Consider the following 12,530-nt stretch of genomic DNA (forward strand, 5'->3'; position numbering starts at 1 on the left):
AACGATGCTGACCCCGATACCGAAAATCCAGCACTTCTTCCCTGCCAACCGGCGAGCTGCCCGTTGGCTACGTCTGGCCTTCCTGTCGATGGCGCTGTATTACGCGCCCTTTAGCTACGCCGCCTGCACGACGCCACCGAGTTCCACTACGCTGGGGCCTTATGCCTCTTCCGTTGTCGGCGTTAACGGGACACCCCAGATCGTGACATCAGGCAGTGGATTCCGCTGTACAGGGAGTGTGTTGAGTTTAGCCAGTACCAATACGATTACCGTCACAATACTCGATGACAGTAACCCCAGCGATACCGCCATGCGGATGCGCAGAGGGGCGAGCACAGACTACGTTCCCTATAGTCTGTGTATCGATTCTAGCTGCGGGACGCTCTATAACATCGGTTCAACTTACACCTGGTCTCGGACTACGTTTCTGGGCATCTTAGGTCTGTTCAATTCAGCGGATGGCTCCATACCGATCTATATCCGCACCAGTATCGGCAACAACGTTGCCGCTGGAACCTATACCGATACGGTGACCATCAAGTGGGATTATCGACTTTGTTCGCTGGGGGCATTAGGTCTTTGCGTTTACGAACAGGGAACAACCACCTCAACCCTCAATATCACCATGAACATCACCAATGATTGCCAGATCACCAGCGCGCCGAATATCAGTTTTGGTACGGCGGCGTTCCCTGCCGATTTTGCGGCGGTCAACAATAACCTCGGCGTTCGCTGTACGCTGCTGGGTGCCTATACCGTCAAGCTGGTCAGTACCCACCCCGACGATGCCAACTGGCGTAGAATGACGGCCACCGTCGGCGGCACGCCTTACTATTTGCAATATCAGCTCTACCGCACGGGGAACATCGCCTGGACCGAGACTAACGATTACAGCGGGGCGGGGACGGGGATCACACAGAATATCCCATATACCGCCCGAATTAACGCCAGTCAGGCCAGCAAGCCGGAGGGCGCGTATAAAGATACCGTCACGATTAACGTCACGATCAACTAGCGCGCTGGTCTTCATCGGTTGGCGGATAAAACGTCCGCCGACCTTCCCGCATCGCGAGTAGACGTTCACACGGCGCGAACCGATCGCCATACTGTTGTTGCAACACCAGCAGCGTTTTCACTACCGTTTCCACTCCCAGACGATCCATATAGTGGAACGGCCCGCCGAGGAAAGGGGGAAGCCAATGCCAAATACCGCGCCGATATCGCCATCGCGGGCACACTGGATCACCCCTTCATCCAGACAACGCGCGGCCTCATTCAGCATCATCATCACAGCACGCTGGCTGATGAGCGCGGGGTCGATATGGGCCTTCGGTGTCACATCCAGCAGCGGATAAACCGAGCTGTCTACCTCTCTGCCCGCGTGCCAGAAACGGCGCGTTTTATTGTACCGATAGAACCCTTTCCCATTCTTGCGCCCTTTGCGCCCATCTTTCAGGATCGCATCAAACGCTGGCGGGGAGGTAAAGCGCTTGCCCAGTTCTTCACTCAGCACTGGCACAATTTTGGTCGCGACATCAATACCGACTTCATCAAGCAGCGCAAGCGGGCCGACGGGGAAGCCAAAACGCACCAGCGCATAGTCAATCGATTCGATCGGCTCCCCTTCCAGCAGGCAATAAGCGGCTTCGTTGATATAAGGCGCTAATATGCGGTTCACATAAAAACCGGCGCTGTCGCCCACGACAATCGCGGTTTTCCCCTGCTTTCTCGCCAGAGCCACCGTCGTTGCGACCGTCTCTGCGCTGGTGTGAGCGTGGGGAATAACCTCAACCAGCGGCATTTTATCCACCGGGCTAAAGTAGTGCAGACCCACAACCTGCTGCGGGCGGCGGGCGCCCTCTGCGATCTGGTGGATCGGCAGCGAGGACGTATTCGACGCAAAAATCGTGTGCGGTGCAGCATGATCTTCAATCTCCGCCACCATTTGCCGTTTCAGCGCCAGATCTTCAAAAACGGCCTCAATGACGATATCCGCATGTTCAAAACCACGATAGTCCGTACTACCGGAAATCAACGTCATCAGCCGCTGGCGCTCCGTCGGCTTCATCCGCTTACTCTGAACGCGCTTGGTCAGCAGCTCCCAGTTGTACTTCAGCGCATGGTTAATGCCCTGTTCATTGATATCTTTAATACGCACCGGCAACTGCCCGCGCGTCGTCGTCACGCTGGCAATCCCACCGCCCATCAGCCCACCGCCGAGAATACCGACGCGGTGGATCGGCTTCGCTTCAGAAGCCGCACCGGAGGTTTTCTTTAATGCATTGGAGGCAAAGAACAGATGGCGTAGCGCGGCCGATTCCGGCGTCATCACCAGTTTTCCGAACGCTTTCGCCTCATGCCGATACCCTTCCTCACGGCCTTTTTCTATGCCACGCCGCACCACCTGAATGATTTTTTCCGTGGCCGGATAGTTGCCGTGTGTTTTCGCACGCGTTTTGCGTTTCACCATTTTGAACAGCACATGGCGAATACCCGGACTGCTCAGCAAACGCGAACGCCAGCCCAGCGGCACCGCTTTGCGTTTTCCTTTTTTGAGAATCTCGACCGCCGTCTCCAGCAGAATATCGTGCGGGACAGCTTCATCAACCAGCCCCTGTCGTAGTGCCTGACTCGCACGGAGGTGTCGACCCGTCAGAATGAGATCCAGCGTGCTATCCAGACCAATTAACCGTGGCAAACGCTGTGTTCCGCCTGAACCGGGAAGAAGGCCAAGCTGCACTTCCGGTAACCCCAGCACCGTTTTTTCATCCAGCGAGCAGACGCGATAGTCGCAGGCCAATGCCAGCTCCAGCCCACCGCCCAGACAGGCACCGTGTATCGCGGCCACCACAGGGAACGGCAGCGCGGCCACCTGATCGAACGTTTCCTGCCCTTGCTTCGCCAGATTTTCTGCCTGTTCGGCGCTGCTGCACTGGTTCAACATGGTGATATCCGCACCGGCGATAAACGAATCAGGCTTGGCGGAAATAAAAATCAGCCCTCTGAGCGTCGCATGCTGCCGCGCCTGCTCGAAGACCGAAAGAATCTGTTCTGCAAATTCGCTCTTTAGCGTGTTCACCTTCTCACCGGGAACATCAATGCAAATAACACCGATATTGTCCGGCCGAATGGTGAGGGAAAAAGCAGTCGGGCTTTCTGTTACGGGCGCTGTTCTTTCCGTTGCAGATGATGTTTTTTCCGTTGCAGACGATGTTGTCACGGAGAAAGGCTGTTGATCGTTCATGGCGTCACCTCCAGTACCATTGCCGCACCCAGCCCGCCAGCCGCACAAGCGGTGGTTAATCCCAGCCCGCCGCCGCGACGACGCAGTTCATTCAGCGTTTGGGTAATCATCCTCGCCCCGGTGGCGGCAAAGGGGTGCCCATAGGCAATGGATCCCCCCAGCACATTAAATTTGTCGCGATCCACTTCGCCCAGCGCGGCGTTTCTGCCTAATTGATTCCGAGCGAACTCATCGCTGGCAAACAGTTTGAGATTTGCCAACGTCTGGGCTGCAAAGGCTTCGTGCATATCAATGAGTGTGAGATCGGCCAGCGTCACACCGGCCCTTGCCAACGCCAGCGGGGAGGCATAAGCCGGCCCCAACAACATATCACGCTGCACGCCGATGGCGCTGAATGCATAGCTGCGCAGATAGCCTAGCGGCGTGAGCCCCAGACTTTTGGCCTTGGATTCACTCATCATCAGCACCGCCGCCGCGCCATCCGTTAACGGCGTACTGTTCGCCGCCGTGACCGTACCGTGTCGGCGATCGAACGCCGGGCGTAAGCGGGAATACTGATCCAGTGCGGAATCATGGCGCACGTTGTTATCTTCACTCAGCGCCTTGTCATAAGGTGGGACGTAAGCCGTCATGACTTCATCGCGCAGCACGCCGGATTCCCAGGCCTGAGCCGCCAGCTTGTGCGAGCGGTGCGCCAGTTCATCCTGCTCTTCACGCGTGATGCCGTAGGTTTTTGCCATTTGCTCGGCGGTATCGCCCATGCGCAGCCCGGTGGAATACTCCGCCACGGCGGGCGCAACCGGCAGCAGATCTTTCGGGCGCAGGCCGCTTAACAGTTTCAATTTCTGGCCCAGCGTCCGAGCCTTGTTCATATCCACCAGCGTTCTGGCCAGGGCTTTACTGACACCAATCGGCAGCACAGAAGAGGAATCTGCCCCGCCAGCAATGCCGACTTCCACCGTGCCTGCCATGATGCTTTCCGCCACATTGGCGACCGCCTGAAAGCTGGTAGCACAGGCGCGCGACACGCTGTAGGCATCGGTATGCACACTCATGCCCGTACCGAGCACGATCTCTCTGGCAATATTCGGCGCTTCAGGCATTTGAACCACCTGTCCGAACACCAATAGCTCGATCAATTCAGGATCGATCCCCGTGCGAACCAGTAATTCGCTGGTGACGAGCTTTCCTAATTCGATAGCTGGTACACCATGATAGGCTGTTGCCTGCCGGGCAAATGGGGTGCGTAATCCGCTCACGAACGCAATGCGATCGCCACGGCGGGTTATCAGAGGTAATACCTCGCTCATAAACGCTCCTGTTAACCGAAAATAAAGTACGCGCACAACAGGTCAGACCTGATTTCATTGTTAACCAGATAGTTACATTACGCAAAGCTGCGCAACACAAAAGTGTGAAGAGCATGCGATTGTCAGCCCTGATACCATCAACCTTATGACAAGACTCAGGTGATAAAGATGACTAACGCAACCGAAGAAAGCAGGAACTGGTTTTCCTCAGGTGGAGAGAGCTATGCTCGCTACCGACCGCAATATCCGCCCGAACTGGCAGAATACCTTTCCAGCCTCGCACCAAATACCCAAAACGCGCTGGATGTGGGATGCGGGACTGGGCAGCTTACGCGACAGTTGGCTGAACATTTCGACGCAGTAAAAGGTATCGATCCCAGCGCGAGTCAGCTAGGCAACGCCGTTGCACACCATCGTATCGACTACACATGTTCCCCCGCAGAAAATTTGCCCGGACAGCCACTCTCTTACAGCTTGATTACCGCAGCGCAGGCCGCGCACTGGTTCAAGTTGGACGCGTTTTATCAGGAAGTCCGCAGAGTGGCAGTCCCTCAGGGAATATTGGCTCTCATCAGCTATGGCGTTATGCAGCTTGATGACGATCTGAACGACAGATTTCGTCAGTTTTATTACGAAGAGATTGGCCCGTTTTGGCCTGCTGAACGCCACCTGGTTGACAATGGATATCGAGACATCCCTTTTCCCTTTGATGAAATTGCCGCGCCTCCCCTGAACATCCGCCTTGAATGGCCGCTAGACGCCCTAATTGGCTATATTTCGACCTGGTCTGCCGTCGCCAGTGCCCGAGAAGCAGGGCGAGAGGAAATGCTGTGCCGTTTTTATGAAGACATTGCGACGCTCTGGGGAACGCCGACAACATGCCGACCGATTCTATGGCCGATTAACATGCGCATTGGGAGAATTGAAAAGTGACAACACCACCGACAGGGGTGGATATAAACAGCGAAGGGGAAATAAACAACGAAAGAGAAATAAAGCGAGTCTGGCAGACTTTGCGATAACGCAATGCCTGCCAGAAGGAAGACTTAACGCAGGCCGAGCTGGAAAATCATCGTTTCAGCCTGGCAGCTGAACGTGAAATCAATGTCCAGTTTAACGCCGCCGTCTACGTCTTCCAGCGTGCTGGTGATTTCGCAAGGTTCGGATTCTACCGCACGCGCTTTTTCCGTCAGGGCGGCGAGAGTCGCTTCCGCCTCAGCACGATCGCCGAAAACGTTACTGTAAGACGCCGTGCAATCCGTGTTATCCATGATTGTGCCGACATCGACACAGCAGCAGGCTGCGGTTTCTTCAGCACTGCATTTGTTGATTACGTTCGTCATGCCTATTTCCTCTTAAAACGCGGGAGATATGATCCAGTTCAAATATTTTTATCTTCCTTATATTTTACTCCCTCATCCCGAAGCAGTGCCAGCACTTCATGCTGACCAGTAATTTTAGTGATATCAATCACATTACGGTGTTATACAGCAGTAAAGACTGAGTAATATCTCTTCACACAAATTAACCAAAACGTTAAGCAGATCTAAATTTCGCATCATTTTGGACATATTTTTAACACACCAGCGCAACATTGTCGGATTCCCAACTTATACTTTGGCAACTGGTCTGATTTGTCAGGCTGAGTGCGCCCCCTACAATGCGCGTCCCTTGTTACTTCGTGTAACAAAGTTAAATAACAAGCATATAAAGAGGTTTTGGTCATGAACCAGAAAAACCTGTTCAAACAATCCACAATTGCTGTTGCGGTGGCCCTGTTTTCAGCAAATGTGTCCGCGGCTGGTTTCCAGCTAAATGAATACTCATCATCTGGTCTGGGACGCGCGTTTTCTGGTGAAGGTGCCGTAGCCGATAATGCGACCTCCGGTAGCCGTAACCCGGCGACCATGACCATGTTTGACCGCCCGTCCTTCTCCGGTGGTGTCACCTATATCAACCCAGATATCGATGTTCAGGGGAAAAACTCCCTGACCGGGCAAGATACCAGCGCTAAAAACATCGCACCACATGCTTGGGTACCTAACCTGCATTTCATCATGCCGCTGAATGAACAGTGGGCGATTGGTGCTTCCGCCACCACTAACTATGGTCTGGCGACTAAATTTAATGATAACTATGCAGCAGGTTCTATCGGCGGAGAAACCGACCTGTTGACGTCAAACCTGAACCTGAGCGCCGCGTATCGCCTGAACCAACATTTCAGTTTTGGTTTAGGGGTTAACGCGGTTTATGCCGATGCCAAATTTATCCGACGCGCGGGTGAACTGGCTAATGTTCCTGCCGGTGCGGGTGGCGCTCAGGGTGCAGTTGCTGGCCCGTCTTCAGAGATGGCTCGTCTAGAAGGTAAAGAATGGGGATACGGCTGGAACGCCGGTATTCTGTATGAAGTGGATGAAAATAATCGGCTCGGCCTGACCTATCGTTCCAAAGTCGATATCGATTTCAATGGCGATTACAGTAACCAACGCACCGCTGGACCTGGTGCCCTCAATGGCGCAACAGTGCCGGGTCAGTTAACACTCAATCTGCCAGAAATGTGGGAAGCATCTGCCTACCACCGTGTAGCGCCGAAATGGGCAGTTCACTACAGCCTGACCTACACCAGTTGGAGCCATTTCCAGGAACTGAAAGCGACAGGTAACGGTGGCAACACGCTGTTCCAGAAAGAGGAAGGCTTCCGTGATGCCTACCGTATCGCACTCGGCACCACCTACTATCATGACGATAACTGGACGTTCCGTAGCGGTATCGCGTTTGATGACAGCCCGGTACCAGCCGACAGACGTTCTATCTCTATCCCCGATCAGGACCGTTTCTGGTTGAGCGCAGGCACCACCTACGCCTTCAATAAAGACGCGTCTGTGGATGTTGGCGTGTCTTACATGCATGGTAAGCAAGTTGATATCAGCGAACCGATCTCTGATAGAGCAGGTTCTCCAAGTTACAACTTCAGCTCCAAAGGTAAAGCCTGGCTGTACGGCGTGAACTTTAACTATGCGTTCTAAATAAAGAATGGCGTTCTAAGTAACGTACGAGTTTATAAATAAAGCACACGTTCTCATTGCTACCAGTCAGAACGTGATAAAGCAGGTAAGGCAACTTACCTGCTTTTTTATTGCCTGTATCTACCAGACGAAAAGGCACAAAAAAGGCCGCTTTCGCGGCCTTGCATCGTTATTTCCAGCTAACCCCGATTACTCAGGCTTAACCTCAATATAGTCCAGGTCCAGCGTGCTGCTGGTATAGCTGCGGATTTTATTGGTCATTTCAATATTACCGTCCAGCTTCTGACCATAAGATGGAATGATCTCTTTCAGTTTGCCCTGCCATTCTGGCGTCGCAACTTTATCTTTAAACACTTTTTCCAGCAGGCTCAGCATAATCGGCGCGGCGGTAGACGCGCCCGGAGAGGCACCCAGCAGCGCGGCAATCGAGCCATCTTGGGAACTGACAATCTCCGTACCCAGCTTCAGCACGCCGCCTTTGTCATCATCTTTCTTGATAACCTGAACGCGCTGGCCAGCAATCGTCAGTCTCCAGTCTTCTTTCTTCGCGTTCGGGAAGTATTCCTGCAACGAAGCGAAACGATCGTCGTCATCCATCATGACCTGACCAACCAGATACTTCACCAGATCGAAGTTATCCAGACCGACGTGCGTCATCGGCATCACGTTGGAGAACGTCACGGAACCGATCAGATCCCACAGAGAACCATTTTTCAGGAACTTACTGGAGAAGGTGGCAAACGGCCCGAACAGCAGCACTGGCTTACCGTCAAAAATACGGGTATCCAGATGAGGAACGGACATCGGTGGCGCACCGACCGAGGCTTTACCGTAAACTTTCGCCATGTGGCGCTTCACGATTTCCGGGTTTTCTGTCACCAGGAATTCGCCACCAACCGGGAAGCCACCGTACAGATCGGCCTCAGGAATGCCGGATTTCTGCAACAGTTGCAGTGCCGCCCCACCCGCACCGATAAAGACAAACTTCGCCTTAATCACGCTTTCTTTCTCGCCGTTCTTCAGATCGGCGTAAGTCACGCTCCAGCTGTTGTCCGCATTACGTTTGATATCACGCACTTCTGAATTCAGGTGCAGCGCAAAGTTGGGTTTGGTTTTCATTGCACCAACCAACTGACGCGTAATTTCGCCGTAGTTCACGTCGGTGCCGATAGGCATACGAGTCGCTGCAATCTTCTGAGCTGGATCGCGACCTTCCATCACCAACGGCGCCCACTCTTTGATCGTATTAGGATCGTCAGAGAACTCCATGCCACGGTACAGCGTGCTGTGCTGCATCGCGTCATAACGATGTTTCAGGAAGGTTGTGTTCTCGTCACCCCAGACAAAGCTGATGTGCGGCACACTGTTAATGAAGGAGTGCGGATTATTCAGCACGCCGTTTTTCACCTGATAGGACCAAAACTGGCGAGAGACTTCAAACGCTTCGGTAATTTCCAGCGCTTTGCTGATATTGATGGGGCCGTCGGGATTATCCGGCGTGTAGTTGAGTTCCATGAAAGCAGAGTGACCCGTACCGGCATTATTCCAGCCGTTAGAGCTCTCTTCCGCCACGTTATCCATCCGCTCAACCATGTCGATAGACCAGTCTGGTTGCAGCTCCTGTAAATACACGCCCAGCGTAGAGCTCATAATGCCCCCGCCGATCAGTACCACATCCGTTGTCTTCTCTGTCGTTTTAGCATCTTCAGCCATCACCAGTGGGGCGTTAACCACCACGCTGAGGCAGAAGAACATAGCAAGTAGTTTTTTCATGCTTATATCTCTATTTTTATAAGTGCAGGTAAATAGAATTCCGGGCATTCATTAACACACGGCCACGCCATCATCAGTAAAAGGCATCATTCTTATGACCTTTTTGTTAATAACCTTGCTAACAAAAAAATCAGCGTGCAGACACATTTCAACCATGATGGACATCGGTACGGGTTAACGACGTAGCATTATTGTTATCTGGCGGGAGGAAATAAATTTTAGTAAGTAAATAAATGAACAACAATGCCATAACTTTTAAGAAACAAACCACAGAATCATCATGGTAAAAGTAAGTTTAGCAGTGTTTTATAAAAGCAAAAGGCACCCGCAGGTGCCTGTAAAATGAGCGATGTGACGCAACACTATTTCGCTGAATCGATCTCGTCGAGCGAGTCTTCAATCGCTGCCGCATTTGGGTTCGTCTGCGGGGTGAGTTTTCCATCACTGGCAAGGAAATCATGCCGTTGGAAATAGGCTTCACGCACCATCAGATAAGGATCGGAAGAGTTACTCAGCAGCCCGTCAGAATCCAACAGCTGTGCTCGTGTTTCCAGCCCTTCGATAGCCCATTTACCCGCGGACATCCAGAACGTCAGATAGCTCAGCATCGGATACAGCGTATCCACTACGCCACCGCCGTCTTCACGAGGTGTCACGCTACCGTAGCCAGGAACGACCAGATAAGGCCCGTAGCCCACGTCATAATGGCCTAATGTGCTACCAAAGCGGCGAGACTCTTCTTTCGCCAGTTTCGGGTTCGCCATTGAGGCCACGTCAATCAGGCCGCCCATCCCGAGCAAGGTATTCAGGAAGAAACGGTTAAAGTGAATCATCGCTTTATACGGCTTGCCTTCAACGAAGTAGTTCACCATCGTTGCAGGTTCTTCCAGGTTACTGAAGAAGTTCCCCAGTCCGTTACGCGCGGGCGTCGGCACATAATCGCGCCAGGCCACAGCAGCAGGACGCACCAGATAAGGATCCAGAACGTCATAGTTAAAACTGAACATGGTACGGTTAAAGCCTTCAAGCGGATCAGAACGTCCTTCTTGAGCTCGATCCCCGGAACTGGCGCAGCCGATCAGTAACACGCTGGCAAACACCACCCCACTCAGGCGGTAATTCATATCTGTTCTCCCTGATTTATAGTGTGCTATACCCGCGACCGAAAATGGGTATTCCCAGTATCAGCCCCAGCCTATCAGGCTGAGCGACAAGGACGGGATATCGGCCAACAGTGTAACATTTTATCGCTCCATCGCTACGTTGGCTTACGCATTACTGCATTTTCAGAGGTTTGCCATTTTTCTTATGGGGACAACACGCAGCATCGTTGCGACACGCGCTCCAGCGTGGGCGACAGCACGGTATTCCCTTGTTCCCCTCACAGCTTAGCACCGCCAGCCTAAATCAGTGAGTCACGCAACGCCCCATGTTGTAAAAACTGACTACGCTTATCAGCGGGGTTGTCGGTCATTGCCCCTCAGCGTCAGTACCGTTAGCAAGGCACCAACTGGCCCACTCGTCGAGAGAATCGCTATGAACCCACCTCCAGAATCCAGACAAATCCGGCAAGAGAAAGAAAAGGACGTGGCGGTAGAGAGTGAGGAAAGCACGCAGGGAAGAACGATCGATGTAGATGAAGATCACTTGCCTTCCCCCGCCGCCGCAATCCATGAAGAGATTCGTCAGGAAGGGCAAAAGGAGCTGGAACGCGATGCAATGGCGTTACTGTGGTCGGCGATTGCGGCAGGGATCTCCATGGGAACCTCATTCATGGCGGTCGGTATGCTCCACAACCACCTGATTGGCGTGCCCGGCGGCTTTCTGCTGGAGTGCTTCGGTTACACCATCGGCTTTGTGATTGTCATCATGGCACGCCAGCAGCTGTTCACCGAAAACACGGTCACAGCCGTGCTTCCCATCATGCATAAGCCCACGCGCAGCAATTTCTACCTGCTCGGTCGGTTATGGTTTGTCGTGCTGGTTGGCAACCTGATCGGCACAGCCTTGGCCGCCCTCGCCTTTACCTACATGCCCGTTTTTGATGGCGAAACGCGGGAGGCCTTGATCGACATCGCCATGAAGGTCATGAAACACTCACCAACGGAGATGTTCGCCAATGCCGTCGTCTCTGGCTGGATTATTGCCACTATGGTTTGGATGCTGCCGCGTGCCTACTCCGCCAAGCTGTGGATTATCATCATCATGACCTGGATGATTGCTTTCAGTAACCTCACCCACATCGTGGCCGGTGCCTCAGAGATTTTCTATCTGGTGTTCATTGGCCACATCCCCTGGCAGGACTTCATTTGGCCGTTTGCTGTGCCCACGCTGGCGGGGAATATTATCGGCGGCACCTTTATTTTCGCACTCATCAGCCACGCACAAATCCGCAACGACATGAGTCGTTCATCCCACGGAAAACTCCAAAAGGTGCAAGGGAATGAGGAAAAAGAACATCGGCAGAAACGCTGATTGCCGACACTTTGAGCAAACGCACCGTTAAGTGCTTATTCTCAGAGCAAAAATGCGTATAATAGTCGGGCTTCACGTCTCCATAGTTAAATGGATATAACGAGCCCCTCCTAAGGGCTAGTTGCAGGTTCGATTCCTGCTGGGGACACCATCACACCCTCTTACACACTCTCCAAAAGTCTAAAAAACCCTTTAAAAACAACAAGAATACTCAATTCATTGTCTTAGTTAATACCATAAAATCGTGTAGAAGCTATACACACTCAATAGCGGCAACGGCACTTTTTTACTACTCAATTCCAAAGGGAAAAAGGGTGGCGTTTCCGCTATCGGTTTACGGGTGCTGAACAAAGGGAATAGACTAATTTCGAAAGAACTGAAAGTGCTTACGAGCTATTACCCACTGGTTTTCCCCAGCCGAAATGACACCAGAAAGCAGATGAGCGATGCCGCGATTAATAAAGTGATCAAGATGCTTGGGTTATTATCATGGCAGGCTTACCGGTCATGGTTTCCGGCATACAATGAGCACCATTTTGCATGGTGCACGGATATAACAGCGCATGGATTGAAACCCAGTTTGCTGCATGTTGATAAAAATTCCATCCGTGGAACTTATAACCATGCGCAATATTTGGAAGGCCGTAGGAAAATGTTGCAGTGGTATTCTAATCTAATTAATATCACTGAACTTTAGTAAAA

8 protein-coding genes, 1 tRNA gene and 2 pseudogenes are annotated in these 12,530 nt (G+C 52.5%); 6 read left to right on the forward strand and 5 right to left on the reverse strand.

From position 1 onward, the window contains the following. Window positions 1-4 precede the first annotated feature (4 nt). Entirely contained in the window at window positions 5-1,015 is a 1,011-nt protein-coding gene (locus BJJ97_RS19755; RefSeq protein WP_095995050.1) for a Csu type fimbrial protein, read from the forward strand. Here the strand turns inward: BJJ97_RS19755 and fadJ are convergent. Both fadJ and fadI read right to left on the reverse strand, forming a co-directional pair. Then, a pseudogene (fadJ, locus tag BJJ97_RS19760) lies at window positions 1,008-3,244 on the reverse strand (fatty acid oxidation complex subunit alpha FadJ). The gene BJJ97_RS19755 and the pseudogene fadJ sit on opposite strands and share 8 nt — an antisense overlap. Beyond that, window positions 3,241-4,554, reverse strand: a complete 1,314-nt coding sequence (gene fadI, locus BJJ97_RS19765; RefSeq protein WP_095700084.1) for an acetyl-CoA C-acyltransferase FadI — start codon at window positions 4,552-4,554, stop codon at window positions 3,241-3,243. The pseudogene fadJ and the gene fadI overlap by 4 nt, the downstream one beginning before the upstream one ends. Before the next feature lie 168 nt (window positions 4,555-4,722). Here fadI and BJJ97_RS19770 point away from each other — a divergent pair, with 168 nt between their 5' ends. Continuing rightward, window positions 4,723-5,487 carry a class I SAM-dependent methyltransferase gene (locus BJJ97_RS19770; RefSeq protein WP_095995051.1) on the forward strand — a complete coding sequence of 255 codons (765 nt, stop codon included), beginning with the start codon at window positions 4,723-4,725 and terminating at the stop codon, window positions 5,485-5,487. A 113-nt stretch (window positions 5,488-5,600) separates the two neighbouring features. Here BJJ97_RS19770 and BJJ97_RS19775 read toward each other — a convergent pair whose 3' ends face one another. Then, complete coding sequence (locus BJJ97_RS19775) at window positions 5,601-5,897, reverse strand: YfcZ/YiiS family protein (RefSeq protein ID WP_095700086.1); 297 nt, start codon at window positions 5,895-5,897, stop codon at window positions 5,601-5,603. A gap of 381 nt (window positions 5,898-6,278) precedes the next feature. Here BJJ97_RS19775 and fadL point away from each other — a divergent pair, with 381 nt between their 5' ends. Further along, window positions 6,279-7,580: a long-chain fatty acid transporter FadL gene (gene fadL, locus BJJ97_RS19780; protein WP_095700087.1), complete on the forward strand. Its 1,302-nt coding sequence runs from the start codon at window positions 6,279-6,281 to the stop codon at window positions 7,578-7,580. Between the two features lie 189 nt (window positions 7,581-7,769). Here the strand turns inward: fadL and mqo are convergent, their stop codons facing one another. Then, window positions 7,770-9,353 (reverse strand): malate dehydrogenase (quinone), encoded by a 1,584-nt coding sequence (mqo, locus tag BJJ97_RS19785; protein WP_095995052.1) that lies wholly within the window; start codon window positions 9,351-9,353, stop codon window positions 7,770-7,772. Between the two features lie 362 nt (window positions 9,354-9,715). Then, a complete protein-coding gene (gene mlaA, locus BJJ97_RS19790) occupies window positions 9,716-10,477 on the reverse strand; it encodes a phospholipid-binding lipoprotein MlaA (protein WP_095995053.1) in 762 nt (253 codons plus the stop codon). Between the two features lie 412 nt (window positions 10,478-10,889). Between mlaA and BJJ97_RS19795 the strand changes: the two genes are divergently transcribed. The 3 genes and pseudogenes from BJJ97_RS19795 to BJJ97_RS22345 form a co-directional block, all read left to right on the forward strand. Further along, a complete protein-coding gene (locus tag BJJ97_RS19795; RefSeq protein WP_095995054.1) occupies window positions 10,890-11,828 on the forward strand; it encodes a formate/nitrite transporter family protein in 939 nt (312 codons plus the stop codon). A gap of 76 nt (window positions 11,829-11,904) precedes the next feature. Continuing rightward, window positions 11,905-11,979: transfer RNA gene (locus BJJ97_RS19800), tRNA-Arg, on the forward strand. A gap of 213 nt (window positions 11,980-12,192) precedes the next feature. Continuing rightward, window positions 12,193-12,525, forward strand: a pseudogene (locus BJJ97_RS22345) (tyrosine-type recombinase/integrase); the annotation flags it as partial. Window positions 12,526-12,530: the final 5 nt, after the last annotated feature.

This window comes from Pectobacterium polaris (genome assembly GCF_002307355.1).
Lineage (GTDB): Bacteria > Pseudomonadota > Gammaproteobacteria > Enterobacterales > Enterobacteriaceae > Pectobacterium > Pectobacterium polare.

What these genes read in the sequence shown, in the direction of transcription:
- BJJ97_RS19755 (WP_095995050.1), top strand. Translation starts at nt 5, where the DNA reads ATGCTGACCCCGATACCGAAAATCCAGCACTTCTTCCCTGCCAACCGG.
- fadI (WP_095700084.1), bottom strand. Translation starts at nt 4,554, where the DNA reads ATGAGCGAGGTATTACCTCTGATAACCCGCCGTGGCGATCGCATTGCG.
- BJJ97_RS19770 (WP_095995051.1), top strand. Translation starts at nt 4,723, where the DNA reads ATGACTAACGCAACCGAAGAAAGCAGGAACTGGTTTTCCTCAGGTGGA.
- BJJ97_RS19775 (WP_095700086.1), bottom strand. Translation starts at nt 5,897, where the DNA reads ATGACGAACGTAATCAACAAATGCAGTGCTGAAGAAACCGCAGCCTGC.
- fadL (WP_095700087.1), top strand. Translation starts at nt 6,279, where the DNA reads ATGAACCAGAAAAACCTGTTCAAACAATCCACAATTGCTGTTGCGGTG.
- mqo (WP_095995052.1), bottom strand. Translation starts at nt 9,353, where the DNA reads ATGAAAAAACTACTTGCTATGTTCTTCTGCCTCAGCGTGGTGGTTAAC.
- mlaA (WP_095995053.1), bottom strand. Translation starts at nt 10,477, where the DNA reads ATGAATTACCGCCTGAGTGGGGTGGTGTTTGCCAGCGTGTTACTGATC.
- BJJ97_RS19795 (WP_095995054.1), top strand. Translation starts at nt 10,890, where the DNA reads ATGAACCCACCTCCAGAATCCAGACAAATCCGGCAAGAGAAAGAAAAG.